Raw genomic sequence first — 18952 nt, 5'->3', positions numbered from 1 at the left:
TGATTGTAAAGCAGTCCCACAAACCGGGGGACAACTCGGCGACAAGTCTAACAGAACTTGCCTACACGTAAGAGATATTTGCCACGCACTAAGTTTCAGTCTCGCCCGCAAATTTCTCACGTAATTTATCAAGAGCACGCTTGTAACGCATTTTTGTAGCACTCAAACCCATATGCATGATGTCAGCGATTTCCTGAAACTCCAGCTCTGCGACAAATCGTAGCACCAGAATTTCACGGTCAATCGGGTTCACATGCACCAACCAGCGATCAAGTCCGCCCTTCTCCTCGGGTGCCGGCGCCTTCTCTTCAGACGCCTCCTCAAGGGGGTCAAGACTTAAAGCGTCCATCAACCGACGCTTTCGCCGCTCCTTACGATACTGCGTGATGCACTCGTTGTACGTGATGCTGTAGAGCCATGTCTTGAACTTCGATTTGCCCTCGAAGTTCTTCAGGCCATACAGCACCTTGAGCATCACTTCCTGACAGACATCATCCGCATCTCTATCGTTCCCTAAATACCTTGAACAAACGTTGAACAGAGTGCGTTGATACCTGCGCATCAATTCTTCGTACGCACGTGTTACGTGAAACAGCTCCGTGTGCGAGCGCGCGACCAACTCCTCATCAGAGAGCTCACGGGGGTCGTAGCGCGTAGACAGCGTTTGGGCTTTATTCAAAACAAGTCGTGCCGACAGTCAGGTCAATGTCCGCCACAATCCGGTCAGCCGGGTTTGCGGCGGCGTACATTAGCAGGATTTGCCGTATTAGCGGCTATTGACCTGCTGTTCCAGGAGAATCCGATTGGACAGCGACACCAGGTCGCCGTCATCGGTCAGCACCGTCGTCTTGACCGTGCCGATCTCCTCGATTTGCCCTTCAACCTCGCCAACACGCACGTGTTGCCCAACCTGATACAGCTCACGCACATAGATTCCCGCAAGAATCTGCCCGGCAATTTCCCGGCTTCCCAACCCCATTGCCAGCGCAACGGCCAGACCAACGGTAATCAAAACAATCACAATCACATGGTTGAGCAGGTCAGTCTTGACCTCCAACTGGCTGATCGCGACGGAAATACTGATGATGATCACCAGCCCCTGGGCGATTCGCCCCAGGCCCGCCGCGTAGTCCAGGCCCACGCCTTCAGCCGCTCCACGCACCAGCCCATTGGCCAGTTGTGCCAGCAGAACGCCCACCAGCAGCACCAGCGCGCCGCCAAAAACCTTCGGCAAATACAGCGCCAGCATGTCGAGCGTAGCTGAAACTCGCTCAAGTCCAAGGGATTGCGCCGCAGAAACCAGGAAAATCAGCAAAACAAACCAATAAACGATCTTGCCGATCAACGTGGAGATCGGCACTTGCAGCCCTGCGCGCCCCAGCAGTTTGGTCAGGCCGGTGCCTGCCATCAAGCGGTCGAGCCCCAATTTGGCGAGCAATTTGGACAGCAGGGTGTCGAGCAGCTTGGCCACGACAAAGCCCAGCAACACCAGAACCAGGGCACCAAACAGGTTGGGAATGAAATTCGCCACCTTGGTCCATAGTGCGGTCATCGCGGTGACCAGGCTCTGGGTCCAGAGATCAAGTTCCATATTCAATCAGCCTTATCAGCAGTGCGAGCAAGAGGTTCACGGCGGGAAACCGGCGACACATGGGCCGAACCATTGTTCAGGGCCATCATCAGCGCCGGCAACCAGCGACCCAACAGACCGAACAGGTCGCCCGCCCCTACCTGGCGGTTGGCGGTTTTCAAAACGCGGCCCAGGCAGGCATCGTCATCACGGTTGGATGGCGATGCATTGAGCATGTCACGCAAAGACTGTTCGAACGGATCGTGCATAAAGACCTCTCGCAAGTGTTTTAAAAGACGAGGGTTAAATTCTTGAGGTCACATAAGACCCTTGCTGCGTTCAGGTCATATTCAGGTCAAACCCAGCGTAATCGTCGAAAAAGCCACCATTGCCCCAGTGCAACGGCCACCATCATCAGGCAGGCAATCAAGAATCCGTAGGGGTTTCCCGCAAAGGGTATTCCACCCACATTGATTCCCAGCAGGCCGGTCAAAAAACTCATCGGCAGAAAAATCCCGGTGATGATCCCGAAGCGGTACATGGTGCGGTTCATACGCACGCTCAAGCGCCGGTCCTCGGTCTCAAGCACAAGCCCCACGCGCTCCCGAGCCAATTCGAGCTCTTCCAGGTAACGGGTCAGGCTGTTGTGTAATTCGTTCCAGTAGTCGGCGTCGTCATCACAAAACCACGGCAATTTGATGCGCGTCAGTTGCGCAAAAATATCCCGTTGTGGCGCGAGAAAACGCTTCAGCCCGGCTGCGCGTCGGCGAATCTGCAACACGCTGCCATGCTCCGGAGTATACCGTTCGTCGGCATCGAGTTTTTCTTCCTCGGAATCGACGATTTCAGACAGGTCCGTGACTAGATCCTGCACTTTATTGGTCAGGTACTGCGCCATATAAAGGATGAGCTCGGACGCCGTTTTCGGCCCATTGCCCTCCGCCAATTGCACCAGCAACTCATCGGTGGCGCGCAACGGCCGCAGACGCAGGGAAATGACCCGGTCGGCCGCCGCAAAAATACGCACCGAGACCATGTCTTCAGGCTCGGCACCTGGATTGAGGTTGACCCCACGCAGGAACAGCAGCAATTCGGCATCCGGCAACGGCAACAGGCGCGGACGAGTGTTCTCCTCCAGCAGCAGGTCACAGGCAAACTCGCTCAGACCACTGGATTTACGCAGCCAGGTCTGGGTCTGGGGGTGACTGCGATCCCAATGCAGCCACAGGCTTTCCTGGGGCTGCAAGTGCAAATCATCGAGCTCAGTCCGGGCAATCGAACGCGCACCGCCTTTACCGTCCAGCACCAGGGCATGTACCAAACCCCACTGCGCGTTTTCTTCCTCGAACATCCTGACCCCTATGGCTACTGCGGTTTATTCAGGCATTTTCAGCGGGCTGGGCGACACAATCACGCCGTTGTTATCGGCGTAGATGTACTCACCCGGGCGGAATGTCACGCCCGCAAAGGTCACCACCACGTTCAGGTCGCCGATGCCGCGCTTGTCGGTCTTCATCGGATGCGACGCCAGCGCCTGCACCCCCAGGTCGGTCTGGGCGATAACGTCGACGTCACGGATACAACCGTAGATCACCAGCCCTTCCCAGCCGTTTTTCGCGGCTTTCTCGGCGATCATGTCGCCCAGCAACGCCCGGCGCAGCGAGCCGCCACCATCAACCACCAGCACCTTGCCGGCGCCTGGCTGGTCGGCCTGTTCCTTGACCAGGGAGTTGTCTTCAAAGCATTTGATGGTGACGATTTCGCCGCCAAAGGAGTCTCGCCCGCCGAAGTTGCTGAACATCGGCTCAACCACCTGCACCAGTTCCGGGTAGGCGTCGCACAGGTCGGGGGTCACGTAATGGTTCATCGAGAAACTCCTGTCATCAAAGTAGAGGTTCAACATCCCATGCTGTACATCAGGAAAACGCGTCACAACAGGCTTTCTTTAAAGACTGCGCGGTTGACGGCGGCCATGATCAGACCCGCTTGGCCGCAACGCAATACCCGTTGCGCGACTGAATATGACCAGAAGCGTTTAACGCGTCATATCTTAGCCGCAACTACTCACAAGTGAAACGCCCTTGGCAGAGCGCTTCGTCAAACCGCTGCGTCAACTTCGGACTGTGCGCCGGACAAGGGTGTCAGCGGGTCTCTCAACCAGCGTGCCACCAATGGCCAGACCTCGGCCTGCGCAGGCTTGCTGACCAGCATCTGCACATGCCCGAAATCACCGCTAAACCCTTGCTGACGCCCCAGGCAGAGGTACTGGCGATGTTCAGAGCCGACCTGCTCGAACAGCTTGCGGCAGGCCCAGTCCGGGTCTTGCCGATCACCTGCGGCGCTCACTGCCAGCAGTGGCACATCAACCTCGGCCAAGCCTTTCCACCAGTCGCGCTCGGCATCGCCAAAGCGCCCGAACAGGCCATGCCAGCGCATGGTTTCAAGCATGATACCGATAGGCTCGTCTTCCGGGCCGCGCTTGAGCCTTGGCCCGGACAACTGGCCCAGGCGCTTCAAGATCAAGCGCGCGCCCCACTCCACCGCAGGGATTTTCAGCGGCCAGTAAGTGCGGCTGACCTGGCAACCAAACAATGCCACGGAAGTCGCTGCAGGTGCGCCCAAGTGCTGGCCACCCAGGGCCGCCGCCAGAGTCGTAGCGCCCAGGGAATGCCCGATCCAGTGGGGAATCTGCCCACTCTGCTCACGCACGAAAGCGCCAATGGCCGGCACGTCGTAGCGCGCGTAATCGGCGACACGGTTTTTGGCGTAGTCGTGATTGCGCTTGGACAGGCCATGGCCACGCATTTCCGGGATCCATACATCAAACCCCTGGCGTGCCAGATAGGCACCCAGGCCGATACCTTTGGGCGAGTACCAAAAGCGCCGATTGGAAAAACTGCCGTGCAGCAAAATAATCGGCGTGCCCCGGTTTTCCGGGACATCAGCCAGGCCCAAGCGGGTCACGGCCAGCTCGACAGTACCGTCCGGGCTGTTGCCGGGTTTGAGGCGATACACATCTTCACTCAGGTCGCCGCGACGTTCAGCGCTGATCAGGGCGACGGGAAACAGGTTGCTGCTGCTTTGCATAATGCTCTTGCACAAAAAAGGGCGGCGTCCGCAAGGATTCCCGCCCTGTACAGATAAGAATGCCGGTCACCCGCAACGAGTGACCGGCACTTTTGACGCGTCGACCTTAGGCGGACGCTTGGCCTTCAGCCAGGAAGAACCAGGTTTCCAGTACGGAGTCGGGGTTCAGCGAGACACTTTCGATGCCCTGTTCCATCAGCCACTTGGCCAGGTCCGGGTGGTCGGAAGGCCCCTGGCCGCAGATACCGATGTACTTGCCGGCCTTGTTGCAGGCCTGGATGGCGTTGGCCAGCAGCTTCTTGACCGCCGGGTTACGCTCGTCGAACAAGTGGGCGATGATCCCGGAGTCACGGTCCAGGCCCAGTGTCAGCTGGGTCAGGTCGTTGGAGCCGATGGAGAAGCCATCGAAGAACTCCAGGAACTCTTCGGCCAGGATGGCGTTGGACGGCAGCTCGCACATCATGATCACGCGCAGGCCGTTTTCGCCACGGGACAGACCGTTTTCAGCCAGCAGGTCGACGACCTGGCTCGCCTCGCCCAGGGTGCGCACGAACGGCACCATGATCTCGACGTTGGTCAGGCCCATCTCGTTGCGCACGCGCTTGAGGGCACGGCATTCGAGTTCGAAACAGTCACGGAAGGTTTCGCTGATGTAACGCGAGGCGCCACGGAAGCCCAGCATCGGGTTTTCTTCTTCCGGCTCGTAGAGCTTGCCGCCGATCAGGTTGGCATATTCGTTGGACTTGAAGTCCGACAGGCGCACGATGACCTTTTTCGGGTAGAACGCCGCCGCCAGGGTGCTGATGCCTTCCACCAGCTTCTCGACGTAGAAGCCCACCGGATCGTTGTAGCCGGCGATGCGCTTATCGACGCTTTCCTTGATCTCCAACGGCAGGCCGTCGTAGTTCAGCAGCGCCTTGGGGTGCACGCCGATCATGCGGTTGATGATGAACTCCAGGCGGGCCAAGCCCACGCCGGCGTTCGGCAGCTGTGCAAAATCGAAGGCGCGATCGGGGTTGCCGACGTTCATCATGATCTTGAACGGCAGGTCGGGCATGGCGTCGATGGAGTTTTGCTTGATGTCGAAACCCAGCTCGCCTTCAAAGATAAAGCCAGTGTCGCCTTCGGCGCAGGACACGGTCACGCCCTGGCCGTCCTTGAGCAACTGGGTGGCGTTGCCGCAACCCACCACAGCAGGGATACCCAGCTCACGGGCGATAATCGCCGCGTGGCAGGTACGCCCGCCACGGTTGGTCACGATGGCGCTGGCGCGCTTCATGACCGGTTCCCAGTCCGGGTCGGTCATGTCGGAAACCAGCACGTCGCCTGGCTGGACTTTGTCCATTTCGGACACGTCCTTGATGATGCGTACCTTGCCTGCGCCGATGCGCTGGCCAATCGCACGGCCTTCAACCAGCACAGTGCCGGTTTCCTTGAGCAGGTAGCGCTCCATGACATTGGCCGACGTGCGGCTTTTCACGGTTTCCGGACGGGCTTGCACGATGTACAGCTTGCCATCGTCACCGTCCTTGGCCCATTCGATGTCCATCGGGCACTTGTAGTGCTTTTCGATGATCATCGCTTGCTTGGCCAGTTCGCTGACCTCCTGGTCGGTCAGGCAGAAGCGCGCACGCTCGGCCTTGTCGACTTCAACGGTTTTCACCGAGCGACCGGCCTTGGCCTCGTCGCCGTAGACCATCTTGATGGCCTTGCTGCCCAGGTTACGGCGCAGGATGGCCGGGCGGCCTGCTTCGAGGGTGCCCTTGTGTACGTAGAACTCGTCCGGGTTGACCGCACCCTGTACGACGGTTTCACCCAGGCCGTAGGCGCCGGTGATGAACACCACGTCACGGAAGCCCGATTCGGTGTCCAGGGTGAACATCACGCCGGCGGTACCGGTTTCCGAACGCACCATGCGCTGCACGCCAGCAGACAAGGCCACCAGTTTGTGGTCGAAACCCTGGTGTACGCGGTAGGAAATCGCGCGATCGTTGAACAATGAAGCAAACACTTCCTTGGCGGCCCGAATGACGTTTTCCACGCCACGGATATTCAGGAAGGTTTCCTGCTGGCCGGCGAACGAGGCGTCGGGCAAGTCTTCGGCGGTAGCCGAGGAACGCACGGCGACCGCCATGTCCGGGTTGCCGGCGGACAGGGCGGCGAAGGCGGCACGAATTTCTTCGTTAAGTTTCTCGGGGAACTCGGCTTCCATGATCCACTGGCGGATCTGGGCACCGGTCTTGGCCAGCGCATTGACGTCATCAACGTCCAGGGCATCCAGCGCGGCGTGGATCTGAGCGTTGAGGCCGCTCAGTTCGAGGAAATCGCGGTAAGCCTGGGCCGTGGTGGCGAAACCACCGGGCACCGACACACCAGCGCCTGCAAGATTACTGATCATCTCGCCGAGGGATGCGTTCTTGCCCCCCACGTGCTCTACATCATGGACGCCGAGCTTATCGAGGGAAACTACGTACTCTACCAAGGTGATCTCTCCACTAACTGTGTTGGAAAAGCTCAGGACGCTGGCGGCTCATAGAGGAGCAAACGCCTGCGCTTGTGGCCTGGACCTGGAAAATAAGTGAGAATGCGGCCCACTGCGGGACAGCAAAATCGCGCCTATCATATCCAAGATTCGCCATCAGCTTAAGGCCCAGAGCTCAAATGAAACGATCTGCTTTCTTTATTTCCGACGGCACGGGCATCACCGCCGAGACATTGGGTCAGAGCCTGCTCGCGCAGTTCGAAAACGTTACCTTCGCCAAATTCACGCGGCCCTATATCGACAGCGTGGATAAAGCGCGGGCCATGGTACAACAAATCAATCTGGCGGCTGAAAAAGACGGTTTCCGTCCGATCATTTTCGACACCATCGTGAATCAGGATATTCGTGAGATCCTGGCGACTTCGAATGGTTTCATGATCGATATTTTCTCGACCTTCCTGGCCCCTCTGGAACAAGAGCTGAGTGAACATTCCTCATACTCCGTGGGCAAATCCCACTCCATTGGGCACAACTCCAACTATATGGAGCGTATCGAGGCGGTGAACTTCGCCCTCGACAACGACGACGGCGCCCGCACTCACTACTACGACAAGGCCGACCTGATCCTGGTGGGCGTGTCGCGCTGCGGCAAAACGCCTACCTGTCTGTACATGGCCATGCAATTCGGTATCCGCGCCGCCAACTACCCGCTGACCGAGGACGACATGGAACACCTGACGCTCCCGGCAGCCTTGCGTGCGCACTCGCACAAGCTGTTCGGCCTGACCATCGACCCGGACCGTCTCACCGCCATTCGTAACGAGCGCAAGCCTAACAGCCGCTACTCCAGCTATGCCCAGTGTGAGTTCGAAGTGCGCGAAGTGGAAAATCTGTTCCGTCGGGAGAACATTGCGCACATCAATTCCACGCATTTCTCAGTGGAAGAGATCTCGGCAAAGATTCTGGTAGAAAAAGGCGTAGAACGCCGCTTCAAATAACCCCGCTGATGCTCGTAGTGAGCGGGCTTGCCCTAATGCCAGTCAGTTAAGCGATAAAGCGGGCGATGAATAAATTGTGGGAGGGGGCTTGCTCCCGATGGACTGCGTAGCAGGCCCATTTTTGAGGCCGCTGCGCGGCCTATCGGGAGCAAGCCCCCTCCCACAGTGACCGCGTTAATCCTTAACTGACTGGCATTAGGGCTTGCCCCGCTCACTACAATCAATGCCTACAGGTGAAAACGACCGCCGCCCTGGCCCAATGCGGTGGCCAACGCGTCAAACCCCTCTCGCAACAACTGATCATCCCCTGACGTATTGCAGATGCTCGCCCGAATGAACTGCGGCACTGCGGTTTGCCCCACCGCAAATGCCTCGGCCGTGGCGATCAGGTAGTTGTTCTGCTTGAGCTCCGCTTCGATTTCCGATGCACGCCACGGCTCCGGTACCTCGATCCAGAAGTGTGGGCTGTTGGGGTGGGTGCGATATTGCAGGCCCGCCAACAAACCTTGCACCAGCGCCTTGCGGCGGCTGATCTCATTGATCTGCTGGCGCAGCAGGTATTCCGCCGTGCCGTTTTCAATCCACTGGGTGGCCAGTTCCAGGGTCACCGGCGTGGCCATCCAGCAGGTAGAACGCAGCGCCGCCGAGATACGGCTGACCAGGGCCGGCGGCGCATGCACATACCCCACACGCAGCCCGGCAGACACAGCCTTGCTCAGGCTGCTGATCAGAATCGTACGCTCAGGGGCGAAATAGCTGAGGGGCGGTGGCCGGTCTTCCACCAGCACACCGTGGGCTTCATCTTCAAGAATCAGCAGATTGTGTTCACGACACACTTTGGCCAACGCTTCCCGACGCGCCACCGAGAGCACCGCAGTGGTGGGGTTCTGGATGGTCGGCGTGCAGTACAGCGCCGAAACCCGGTGATTACGACAGACTTCGTCCAGCGCGCTCGGCAGCACGCCCTCCTCGTCCATTTCCAGGCCGATGAGGCGGATGCCCAGCATGCGCGCGGCGGTAATGAGCCCCGGGTAAGTCAGCTGTTCGGTGACCACTGTATCGCCGGCCCGTAACAGCGCCATCATCGAGCACAGCAAGCCATGCTGGCCGCCATTGACGCAAATGACCTGCTCGGGAATCGGGTGGAAATCGCGCTGCACCAGCCATTGCGCGCCGGCCTCGCGATAGCGTGGCAGGCCGGCGTCCGGCGTGTAGGCACTGATGTCCTGGAGGAACTTGGCGTTGGTCGACAGGGTTTGGAAGCTCTGGGCCAGGAACACCGTCTCCTGCCCGGGGATGTGCATATTGCGGCTCATGTCGAAGTACTGGCGCGGCTCCTCGCTGAAGTTGCGAAAACCTTCATCGCGCTGGCGCTCCATCCCACGCTTGCGCACGAAAGTGCCGTCACCGACCCGCGCCACAACCAACCCCAGGCGTTCCAGTTCGCCGTAGGCCCGGCTGATCGTGCCGATCGTCACACCCAGGTTGTCGGAAAGCACCCGATGGGGCGGCAGTTTTCTTCCTGGTTCAATCAAGCCTTCGAGGATGCCCCGTTCCATGACATCGGACAGGCGCTTGTACTTCACGCCCTGCCCGTTGGACAACCCCTCACGCATAATTGACACCATGTCAATATTTGTTTTGACAGCCATCTTTCGCCCTAATAGTGTGCTTTTACGGGTTCAATCGCCGAATTTTACAACTCATTACAAGCTCAATATAGAGTTCAATTCCGGCTCAGGGAAGCAATAAACGATGCCAATGTCCGCCGTTCTCGAAAACACCGCCAAGACCAAAACCCAAAAACAGTGGCTGGCCGGGTTGATCACCAGTGTGATGTTCCTGATCGTGTGCCTGAGCTGGGGCACCACGTGGCTGGGCATCAAGATCGCCGTGGAGAGCGTGCCACCGCTGACGTCCGCCGGCCTGCGCTTTCTGATCGCTTTCCCGTTGTTCCTGTGCTTTGCGCTGGTACGTCGCGAACCGATCCTGTTTCCCCGGGAGAGCCGCTGGTTCTTCGTGTTTGTGACCCTGTCCTATTTCAGCGTTCCTTATTACTTGCTCAACTACGGCGAGATGCACGTCTCGTCCGGCCTCACCGCCCTGCTGTTCAGCTGCATGCCGGTGTTTATCCTGATTTTCTCGGGGCTGTTCCTGCGTGAGCGCATCTACTTCTCCCAGGTGGTCGGTATCGGCATCGGCTTCGCCAGCCTGTACATGATCATCAAGAGCCAGGGCCTGCACCTGGACCACGCTGAATTCCTCGGCGTGCTGGCGATCCTGAGCGCGGCGATCATGCATGCGCTGTGCTATGTCATCACCAAGCAAAAAGGCAGTGCCATCAGCGTGATCACCTATAACACTCTGCCCATCGGCATCGCCGGGCTGATGTTGTTCGTCGCCGGCCTGTGGTTTGAGACGCCCACGTTTGACCAGATCACCCTGCGCTCCTGGGGAGCCCTGTTCTACCTGGGGCTGGTCGCGTCGGTGGGCGGGTTCATCGTGTACTTCATGCTGCTCAAGCGTTTGAGCCCGATCATCCTGTCGTTCGTGTTCATTATCTTTCCGGTGTTCGCGGTGATCATCGGCGCGTGGTACGAGGGCGTGGCGATTTCCCGGGACCTGATGCTGTACTCGGCCATTCTGCTGGCCGGCTTTGCAATCACCAAGTTGCCGATTGAAAAACTCCTGGCCAAGAAACCTTGAACGTCCCCCCGGCCCCTCAACATCAGCCACGCGAGAGAAACATGGACGTCCTGCGCCCAACCGCCCTGGAACAGATCTACGCCCACGCCAGCCGCAGCTACCCCGAAGAATGCTGTGGTTTTGTCTTCGCCGACGGCAGTGTGTACCTGGGCAGCAATATCCAGAACGAGCTGCATCGCAAGAACCCAGAGATGTACCCACGCAGCGCGGCCAACGGCTACACCTTTTCCGTAGCCGACACCCTGCTGATGAACAAGGCGTTTCGCAGTGATAACCCGGTGGTGGTGATCTACCACTCCCACCCGGATGTGGGCGCCTATTTCAGTGACGAAGACCAGGACAAGGCGCTGTTCCTGGGCGAGCCAATCTACCCCGTCAGCTATCTGGTGGTGGACGTTCGCCAGGGCCAGGCCCTGGGATCAAAGCTGTTTGCCTGGGATGGCAAGCATTTCGCCCTTAACCCTTTCAACGACCTGCACACGGAGTTGTCCATGAACGCTGTCTCTTTCCCCGACATTCTGGTTCGCGTGGCCAAGCTGCCGGAATCGACCCTTGAGGGCGCCGGATCGACATTGCGCGAAGTCATTGAAAACCTTTGCAGCCACTATCCACAGTTACGCGCGCATCTGTTTCATGAAAAAAACAACCAGCTCAAGGAGCACTTCCTGTTCACCGCCGAAGAAGAACTGATCGGTGCCGATGAGCCCCTGCCGGAACAGGCCAGGATCGAAGTGCTGTTGGCCACCTCCGGCGGCATGGATATCGATGCCCTGAGCAACGAGGAAGTGCAGCGCTACGTGCGCCACATCACCCTGCCCGGCGTCGGCCGCGAGGGTCAGCTGAAATTGAAAAACGCCAAGGTGCTGATCATCGGCACCGGCGGCCTGGGCTCGCCCATCAGCCTGTACCTGGCGGCGGCCGGCGTCGGCACCCTGGGGCTGGTCGACTTCGATGTGGTGGAAAGCAGCAACCTGCAACGCCAGATCGTCCACGGCAACAGCACGCTGGGCATGCCCAAGGTCGAGTCCGCCCGGCAACGCTTGCTGGACCTCAATCGCCACATCCAGGTCAACGCCCACGACACCGCCCTGAATGCCGACAACGCCCTCGAGTTGGTGGGCGCCTACGACCTGGTGATCGACGGCACCGACAATTTCGACACCCGCTACCTGGTCAACGATGCCTGCGTGCAGTTGGGCAAACCCCTGGTGTACGGCGCCATCTACCGTTTCGACGGGCAAATCAGCGTGCTCAACTATCAAGGCGGGCCGTGCTACCGCTGTCTGTTTCCCTCAGCCCCTCCCGCGGAGCTGGCGCCCAATTGCAGCGCCGGCGGTGTGATCGGCGTATTGCCGGGGGTGGTGGGGATGATCCAGGCCACCGAGGCGATCAAGTTGTTGATCGGTATCGGTGAGCCCTTGTCCGGCCGCTTGATGCGCTTCGACGCGCTGGCGATGAAGTTCAGCGAAATCCGCTTCAAACGTCGCGCCGACTGCCCCTGCTGTTCGGACCTGCGCCACAGCGAAAGCGTCGCGCCGGCCGTCTGCGCCGACGCCATGCCGAGTCACCCCTCCCTGGCCGAAGAACGCTACATCAAGCCACGCGTACTCAAACAAGTGCTCGACCACCACCGCAGCGCCGACGTCCTGCTGGATGTTCGCGATGCCAGTGAACTGGAGGTGTGCAAACTGCCGGGCGTGGTGCACATCCCCCTGGCCGAACTGGATGGGCAGCTCGACAGCCTCAGTCGCGACAACACCCACTACCTGATCTGCTACGCCGGCACCCGTGCCGAGCAAGCGGCAAGCACTTTGCTGGCGGCAGGTTTTGCCAATACCAAGGTCCTGCAGGGCGGTATGAAACACTGGGTGCGCGACGTCGAACCCGACATGCCGTTGTATTGATCCGGGGATCGACTGATGTTGCATAACTCCATTCTCGACGTCATCGGCCAGACGCCTATCGTGCGCCTGGCGCAGTTTTCCGAAGACCTCGGCATCGAGGTCTACGCCAAGCTCGAATCCCTCAACCCAGGCGGCAGCCACAAGGCGCGCATCGCCCTGGGCATGATCCTCGACGCCGAACGCCGGGGCGTGCTGATCCGCGACTCCGGGCAAACCATCATCGAGCCCAGCGGCGGCAATACCGGCATTGGCCTGGTGATGGCCGGCAATGTGCTGGGCTACAAAGTCGTGCTGGTGATCCCCGACAACTACAGCCCCGAAAAGCAAAAGCTGCTGCGTTTGTACGGGGCCAAGGTGGTGCTGTCGGACAGCCGCCTGGGTAACAACTCCCACGGCGAAAAATGCATGGAGCTGCAGTTGGAGAATCCCAGCTACGTGATGCTCAACCAGCAACGCAACGGCGCCAACCCGCAAACCCACCGCGACACCACCGCGCCGGAAATCCTCCGCGCCTTCGGTGAACAGCGCGTGGATTACTTCGTCAGCGGCATCGGCACCGGCGGCCATATCACCGGTATCGGCGAAACCCTCAAGGCGGCCTGGCCGCATATCCGTGTCATGGGGGTGGAACCTGAAGAATGCGACCTGCTCAAGGACCGCCACGCGCCGCACGGTATCCAGGGTCTGTCGATCGGGCTGATCCCGAGCATTCTCAACCTGGAGGTACTGGACGGCATGCTCAAGGTGTCGCACCAGGCCTGCGTCGACATGATCAAACGCATCATGCGCACCGATGCCATCAGCCTGGGTTTGTCGTCGGCCGCCAACATGGTCGCCATCGCCCAACTCGCTCCTGAATTACCACCCGAAACGGTGGTGTTGACCATGGTCTACGACAATGCTGACAGCTACCTGCCCAGTTTCGAATAACCGGTTACCCAACCAACCAGAATGCGGGGGGACCTCCATGGGGGGCTTTATCGACATGCAACAGTTGCACGATGAGTTGCTCACCCATCTCATCAAGACCCTGACGCCTGCGCAGATGAAGCAACTGGAACCGCATCTGGCACCCTTGATCCAGAATGCCGCCCAATCGGTTGCCGAAGACCTGATCGCCTACGCCTATCGCGACCCGGCTTCGCGTGGGCGCGGCGAGTTGATCCTGGAGTCCTATGCCTCGTTCAAGGCGGTGCTGTTCTACCGGCTCGCGCATTTGGTATGGCACTTCCCCGACAACCCCAACAGCGTGTTTTCGCGCATAGCCCTCAAGCTCAGCAACCAGGGCAAGATCCTCTCCGGTGCCGAGATTCATCCGGCGGCGCGTATCGGTCGGCGCTTCGTGCTGGACCACGGCTACGGCACGGTGATCGGCGAAACCTGCGAGATCGGCAACGACTGCTACATCCTCTGCGGCGTCACGCTGGGCGCTCGGGGTATCGCCAACAACCCGGATGGCAAACGCCACCCACGCCTGGGCAACAACGTCGAAGTCGGCTCCGGCGCCCGGGTGCTGGGCTATGTCTTGATCGGCGACAACGTGTTCATCAGCCCTTCGTGCGTGATCACCCAGGACGTTCCCGCAGGCACTCGGGTCAGGGTGGTCAACCAGGTGCAACTGCAAAAAAACGTTGAAACGGACCACACCCACTATCTCGGCGCCTTTGCGCTGGATGAACGCCTGCATGTGGTGGGCGAGGTCAACGCCAGCCACAACGTGACGGTGCTGGATGCCGACTTTCATCCGTTGCGGGGCGTGATGCTGGAGCCCACGGTAAAAGAGCGCCACCACCTGCAATTTCGCCTGCGCCGCACCGACATCGGCGAACAACTGCCGCGCCTGCCGCTGAACCTGAAAATCTGCGGGTCGGAATTTGAAATCACCCTGCTCTCCCCCCCCTGGCTTGAGCGCAATGGTGCGTCACCTGTTGCAAGCCAGCCCATTGATCGTTGGAGGATGAACATGTCCGTACACACCATGGAAACCCTGGCGCTGTTCGACAGCGCGCCCTACCAGAACGCCTTCAGCGCCCGGGTGATTGCCGTCAGCGAACAGGGCATCGCCCTGGACACGCTGTTCTACCCCACGGGCGGCGGGCAGCCGGGCGACACTGGGCACCTCACCCTGGCCGACGGCACGCGGGTCGACGTGGTGGGCACCGTGCGCGACCCGGTGCTGCGCTCGATTATCTGGCACCAGGTGGAGCACTGCCCCGAGCAATTGACCGCCGGCGTGCAGGTAGACGCCAGCCTCGATTGGGAACGGCGCTACCAGCACATGAAGATGCACACCTGCCTGCATCTGTTGTGCTCGCTCATCGATGCGCCCGTGACCGGCTGCAGTATCAGCGCCGACAAAGGCCGCCTGGATTTCGACCTGCCGGAAATGACCCTCGACAAAGACAGCCTCACCCGCGACCTCAACGCGCTGATCGAGGCAGCCCACCCGGTTAAAACCCTGTCGATGCCCGCCTCGGAATACTCGACCTTGCTGCAGATCACCCGCACCCAGGCGGTAGCCCCCCCAGTGATCCAGGGTTCGGTGCGGGTCATCGAGATTGCCGGCATCGACATCCAGCCCTGCGGCGGCACCCATGTGATCAACACCGAGGAAATCGGCAAGGTGTTCTGCGAGAAAATCGAGAAGAAGAGCAAGCACAACCGCCGGGTCATCCTGCGGTTTGAATAAGGCCCAACTGATAGTTCGTACAGGAAACTGACAGCAAATTTACGCGTTTGTAACATTCAGAAACGTACAATTCCCCCAGCAGCGCATCTTCCCCAGGTGCGCCGTCCTGACTCATGGAGAGAGAGCCCCCAGCCTTCTCCGTGGGTGCTTGTAGAGAAGCTAAGCTCAAACCCACCACGCCCTTCTGAACCTGAACGCTGCAGGAACGTCTGCCTATGAGCAACTGCATATGAACAAAGTGTTCCGTCATTACATTCCGGCGTCCTCTCTGCGCCTGCTGCCCAACCGCTGGGACCTGGTCGCCCTGCCGTTGGTGATCGGTTTTCTGCTGTTTTTCTCCATCACCGCCCGGGAGACCTGGGCTCCCATCGCCACCCTGCAAAGCGAAGTCATCTCCCTGGACCCGGCCAACCTGCCGGAATACGCGATGCGCACCACACTGCGCATGCTCGCGGCGATGGTGGCAGCGCTGATTTTCACCCTGCTGTACGGCACCCTGGCCGCCAAAAGTCGGCGAGCCGAGAAACTGCTGGTGCCGGTGCTCGATATTCTGCAATCGGTGCCAGTACTCGGTTACATCTCGTTTACCGTGACGTTCTTCCTGTTGCTGTTTCCCGGGCGCGTGCTCGGCGCGGAGTTCGCCGCCATCTTTGCGATCTTCACCAGCCAGGCCTGGAACATGACTTTCAGCTTCTATCAGTCGCTGCGCATGTTGCCCCATGACCTGGTGGAAGTGTCCACCAGCCTGCGCCTCTCCGGCTGGCAGAAATTCTGGAAGCTCGACGTTCCTTTTGCCATGCCGGGGCTGGTGTGGAACATGATGATGAGCATGTCCGGCGGCTGGTTTTTCGTGGTGGCTTCCGAAGCCATCACCGTCGGCGACAAAACCATCACCCTGCCGGGCGTAGGTTCATACCTGGCCCTGGCCATCGCCCAGAAAGACCTGCACGCCGTGGGTTATGTGATCCTGGCGATGATCGCGGTGATCCTGATCTACGACCAGTTCCTGTTCCGCCCGCTGGTAGCCTGGGCCGACAAATTCCGCATGGAAACCACCGCCTCCCAGGGCAGCGCGCCGCAATCCTGGGTGCTGAACCTGATCCAGCGCACCCGCGTCGTGCAACGCATCCTGCGCCCAATCACCCGTACCTTCAGCCGCCTGGGCAACAAGCGTTTCAGCCTGGCGGGGAGTGCATTCAAGGCATTGCCGACCGAGACGCCTGCCGCGTCGAAGCTCATCGACTGGGCCTGGGGCACACTGATCGCGCTGATGGCCGCGTATGCGCTGTACCACATCGTGCAGTACGTCGGCACCGAAGTGACCCTCGCCGAAGTTGGCCACGTGGTGGTGCTGGGCCTGATTACCTTGCTGCGGGTGGCCGGGCTGATCCTGATTGCCTCGTTGATCTGGGTGCCCCTGGGCGTGATGATCGGCCTGCGTCCGAGCCTGGCGGAGAAAATCCAGCCGCTGGCACAGTTCCTTGCGGCGTTTCCGGCGAACCTGCTGTTCCCGGTGTTCGTCATCGTGATCCTGCATTTCCATCTCAACCCGGACATCTGGCTGAGCCCGCTGATCGTGTTGGGCACCCAGTGGTACATCCTGTTCAACGTGATTGCCGGCGCCAGTGCCTTCCCCAATGACTTCAAGGAAGCCGCCGCCAACTTCCGCATTCGCGGCTGGCTGTGGTGGCGCAAGGTGATGCTGCCGGGGATTTTCCCGTACTACGTCACCGGCGCGATTACCGCCTCGGGCGGTGCCTGGAACGCCAGCATCGTGTCCGAGTACGTGTCCTGGGGCCAGGACAATGTGGTCGCCCACGGGCTGGGTGCCTATATCGCACAAACCACAGCCGCCGGGGACTTCCCCAAGATCGCCCTGGGCGTGGTGGTGATGTCGATCTTCGTGGTGGCGTTCAACCGCGCGGTCTGGCGACCGATGTACGCCATTGCCGAAAACAAACTTCGTCTGAATTAATGGGATTCGCTGTGATGAATACCTATACCGAACACACTGCCGACACCCCAGAAATTTACTCGCTGAAGAACGTGAACCGGGTCTTCGGCAAAGGCAAGGAAGAGCTGCAAGTGCTCAGCGGCGTAGACCTGAGCCTGCACGAAGGCGAGATCGTTGGCATGCTCGGCCGCTCCGGCTCAGGTAAATCGACACTGCTGCGCATTATTGCCGGCCTGATCCAACCGTCGTCGGGGGACGTGAAATACCACGGCAAACCGCTGACCGGCCCGGCCGAAGGCGTCGCCATGGTGTTCCAGACGTTTGCGCTGTTTCCCTGGCTGACCGTTCTGGAAAACGTGGAAGCCGGTCTGCAGGCCCTGCAAGTCGAGCGCAAGGAAGCCCGCAAGCGCGCCTTGGCCGCCATCGACCTGATCGGCCTGGACGGTTTCGAAAACGCTTACCCCCGTGAATTGTCCGGCGGCATGCGCCAGCGCGTAGGTTTTGCGCGTGGCCTGGTGGTCAACCCGACCCTGTTGCTGATGGACGAACCGTTCTCGGCCCTCGATGTACTCACCGCCGAAACCCTGCGCACCGACTTGCTGGATTTGTGGAGCGGCAAGCAACTGCCGATCAAGTCGATCCTGATCGTGACCCACAACATCGAGGAAGCGGTGCTGATGTGCGACCGCATCCTGGTGCTGTCGTCCAACCCCGGGCGCGTGGTCGCCGAGATCAAGGTGCCGTTTGCGCACCCGCGCAACCGGCTGGACCCGACTTTCCGGCAAATGGTCGACGACATCTATGCCCTGATGACCGACCGACGCAGCGCCGATGCGAGCGTCGGCAAGCCCGAACTGAAGATGAGCAGCCTGCTGCCGGAAGTGTCCACCAACCTCATGGCCGGCCTGATCGAAACCCTGGCCGCCGAGCCCTACAACGGCCACGCCGGCCTGCCCAACGTGGCCGAACGGGGCCTGTTGGAAGTCGACGACCTGTTCCCGGTCGCGGAGATGCTGGAACACCTGGGCTTTGCCGAACTCAAGGGCGCCGACATCACCCTCACCGACGCCGGCAAGCTGTTCGCCGACTACGGCACCCAGGAACGCAAGACCCTGTTCGCCGAACATTTGATCCAGCACGTACCGCTGGCCGCGCGCATTCATCAGGTATTGCTTGAACGCAGCGGGCACCGCGCCCCACGGGTGCGCTTCGAGCAAGAGCTGGAAGATTCGATGACCGAAGCGTTCGTGGAAAAAACCCTGGAAACCGTGGTGGCGTGGGGACGCTATGCAGAGATTTTCTCCTACGACGACCACACCGAGACGTTCAGCCTGGAGGATGTCGAGGGCAGCATGTAAACCGAGAACACCATTCTAAAAGTGGAAGGGGGCTTGCTCCCGATAGTGGTGGGTCAGCGAAAATTGGATTGGCTGGCACACCGTCATCGGGAGCAAGCCCCCTCCCACACTGGATTGATGTCGGGCTTTAGAACGCATCGCCGCGTGGGGACGCTATGCGCTGTCGAGGGCAGCGTATAGACCGAAGTGAACACCAGCTAAAAG

15 protein-coding genes and 1 pseudogene are annotated in these 18952 nt (G+C 59.8%); 8 read left to right on the top strand and 8 right to left on the bottom strand.

The features are described 5' to 3' along the window. Positions 1 to 88: 88 nt before the first annotated feature. The 7 genes from sigX to ppsA all read right to left on the bottom strand — a co-directional run bounded on the left by sigX (position 89) and on the right by ppsA (position 7139). A complete protein-coding gene (sigX, locus tag MJP36_RS10045; protein WP_003193286.1) occupies positions 89 to 679 on the bottom strand; it encodes an RNA polymerase sigma factor SigX in 591 nt (196 codons plus the stop codon). 87 nt (positions 680 to 766) lie between these two features. Continuing rightward, positions 767 to 1591: a mechanosensitive ion channel family protein gene (locus MJP36_RS10040; RefSeq protein WP_017527459.1), complete on the bottom strand. Its 825-nt coding sequence runs from the start codon at positions 1589 to 1591 to the stop codon at positions 767 to 769. 2 nt (positions 1592 to 1593) lie between these two features. Beyond that, entirely contained in the window at positions 1594 to 1839 is a 246-nt protein-coding gene (locus MJP36_RS10035) for a hypothetical protein (protein ID WP_060756224.1), read from the bottom strand. 86 nt (positions 1840 to 1925) lie between these two features. Next, complete coding sequence (locus MJP36_RS10030) at positions 1926 to 2921, bottom strand: zinc transporter ZntB (RefSeq protein ID WP_090369287.1); 996 nt, start codon at positions 2919 to 2921, stop codon at positions 1926 to 1928. Positions 2922 to 2945: 24 nt separating this feature from the next. Then, a complete protein-coding gene (gene rraA / locus MJP36_RS10025; protein ID WP_017527456.1) occupies positions 2946 to 3437 on the bottom strand; it encodes a ribonuclease E activity regulator RraA in 492 nt (163 codons plus the stop codon). A 230-nt stretch (positions 3438 to 3667) separates the two neighbouring features. Beyond that, the gene (locus MJP36_RS10020) at positions 3668 to 4657 is read right to left on the bottom strand and encodes an alpha/beta fold hydrolase (protein ID WP_244385284.1); all 990 of its coding nucleotides are present in this window, start codon (positions 4655 to 4657) and stop codon (positions 3668 to 3670) included. 106 nt (positions 4658 to 4763) lie between these two features. After that, positions 4764 to 7139 (bottom strand): phosphoenolpyruvate synthase, encoded by a 2376-nt coding sequence (gene ppsA, locus MJP36_RS10015; protein ID WP_244385283.1) that lies wholly within the window; start codon positions 7137 to 7139, stop codon positions 4764 to 4766. A gap of 179 nt (positions 7140 to 7318) precedes the next feature. Between ppsA and ppsR the strand changes: the two genes are divergently transcribed. Continuing rightward, positions 7319 to 8137 (top strand): posphoenolpyruvate synthetase regulatory kinase/phosphorylase PpsR, encoded by an 819-nt coding sequence (ppsR, locus tag MJP36_RS10010; RefSeq protein ID WP_003175525.1) that lies wholly within the window; start codon positions 7319 to 7321, stop codon positions 8135 to 8137. A 227-nt stretch (positions 8138 to 8364) separates the two neighbouring features. On the opposite strand, the gene MJP36_RS10005 is transcribed toward ppsR, so the two are convergent. Beyond that, positions 8365 to 9789, bottom strand: a complete 1425-nt coding sequence (locus MJP36_RS10005) for an aminotransferase-like domain-containing protein (protein ID WP_060756228.1) — start codon at positions 9787 to 9789, stop codon at positions 8365 to 8367. Positions 9790 to 9949: 160 nt separating this feature from the next. Between MJP36_RS10005 and MJP36_RS10000 the strand changes: the two genes are divergently transcribed. The 7 genes and pseudogenes from MJP36_RS10000 to MJP36_RS09970 all read left to right on the top strand — a co-directional run bounded on the left by MJP36_RS10000 (position 9950) and on the right by MJP36_RS09970 (position 18748). Beyond that, positions 9950 to 10843 (top strand): DMT family transporter, encoded by an 894-nt coding sequence (locus tag MJP36_RS10000; protein WP_161549611.1) that lies wholly within the window; start codon positions 9950 to 9952, stop codon positions 10841 to 10843. 41 nt (positions 10844 to 10884) lie between these two features. Continuing rightward, positions 10885 to 12747, top strand: coding sequence for a molybdopterin-synthase adenylyltransferase MoeB (gene moeB / locus MJP36_RS09995; protein WP_244385282.1), 1863 nt, complete (start codon positions 10885 to 10887; stop codon positions 12745 to 12747). Between the two features lie 15 nt (positions 12748 to 12762). Then, positions 12763 to 13677, top strand: coding sequence for a PLP-dependent cysteine synthase family protein (locus MJP36_RS09990; protein WP_090369279.1), 915 nt, complete (start codon positions 12763 to 12765; stop codon positions 13675 to 13677). Between the two features lie 37 nt (positions 13678 to 13714). Beyond that, positions 13715 to 14708, top strand: a pseudogene (locus tag MJP36_RS09985) (serine O-acetyltransferase). 2 nt (positions 14709 to 14710) lie between these two features. Continuing rightward, on the top strand, positions 14711 to 15436 hold the full coding sequence (locus MJP36_RS09980) for an alanyl-tRNA editing protein (RefSeq protein WP_244385281.1): 726 nt from the start codon (positions 14711 to 14713) through the stop codon (positions 15434 to 15436). Positions 15437 to 15665: 229 nt separating this feature from the next. Then, positions 15666 to 17411, top strand: a complete 1746-nt coding sequence (locus MJP36_RS09975; protein ID WP_060756234.1) for an ABC transporter permease — start codon at positions 15666 to 15668, stop codon at positions 17409 to 17411. 14 nt (positions 17412 to 17425) lie between these two features. Continuing rightward, positions 17426 to 18748 carry an ABC transporter ATP-binding protein gene (locus MJP36_RS09970; RefSeq protein ID WP_060756235.1) on the top strand — a complete coding sequence of 441 codons (1323 nt, stop codon included), beginning with the start codon at positions 17426 to 17428 and terminating at the stop codon, positions 18746 to 18748. Positions 18749 to 18952 lie beyond the last annotated feature (204 nt).

The sequence above is a fragment of the Pseudomonas palleroniana genome, assembly GCF_022836895.1.
In the GTDB taxonomy this organism is placed as follows: Bacteria; Pseudomonadota; Gammaproteobacteria; order Pseudomonadales; family Pseudomonadaceae; genus Aquipseudomonas; species Aquipseudomonas palleroniana.
The sequence above is the reverse complement of the archived record's forward strand: the minus strand, read 5'-3'. Positions and strand labels throughout refer to the sequence as shown.

Excerpts from the sequence above, each read along its gene's own strand:
- MJP36_RS09975 (WP_060756234.1), top strand. The coding sequence starts at position 15,666 with ATGAACAAAGTGTTCCGTCATTACATTCCGGCGTCCTCTCTGCGCCTG.
- MJP36_RS09970 (WP_060756235.1), top strand. The coding sequence starts at position 17,426 with ATGAATACCTATACCGAACACACTGCCGACACCCCAGAAATTTACTCG.
- MJP36_RS10005 (WP_060756228.1), bottom strand. The coding sequence starts at position 9,789 with ATGGCTGTCAAAACAAATATTGACATGGTGTCAATTATGCGTGAGGGG.
- MJP36_RS10030 (WP_090369287.1), bottom strand. The coding sequence starts at position 2,921 with ATGTTCGAGGAAGAAAACGCGCAGTGGGGTTTGGTACATGCCCTGGTG.
- ppsR (WP_003175525.1), top strand. The coding sequence starts at position 7,319 with ATGAAACGATCTGCTTTCTTTATTTCCGACGGCACGGGCATCACCGCC.
- MJP36_RS09980 (WP_244385281.1), top strand. The coding sequence starts at position 14,711 with ATGTCCGTACACACCATGGAAACCCTGGCGCTGTTCGACAGCGCGCCC.
- MJP36_RS10020 (WP_244385284.1), bottom strand. The coding sequence starts at position 4,657 with ATGCAAAGCAGCAGCAACCTGTTTCCCGTCGCCCTGATCAGCGCTGAA.
- MJP36_RS09990 (WP_090369279.1), top strand. The coding sequence starts at position 12,763 with ATGTTGCATAACTCCATTCTCGACGTCATCGGCCAGACGCCTATCGTG.
- moeB (WP_244385282.1), top strand. The coding sequence starts at position 10,885 with ATGGACGTCCTGCGCCCAACCGCCCTGGAACAGATCTACGCCCACGCC.
- MJP36_RS10040 (WP_017527459.1), bottom strand. The coding sequence starts at position 1,591 with ATGGAACTTGATCTCTGGACCCAGAGCCTGGTCACCGCGATGACCGCA.
- rraA (WP_017527456.1), bottom strand. The coding sequence starts at position 3,437 with ATGAACCATTACGTGACCCCCGACCTGTGCGACGCCTACCCGGAACTG.
- MJP36_RS10035 (WP_060756224.1), bottom strand. The coding sequence starts at position 1,839 with ATGCACGATCCGTTCGAACAGTCTTTGCGTGACATGCTCAATGCATCG.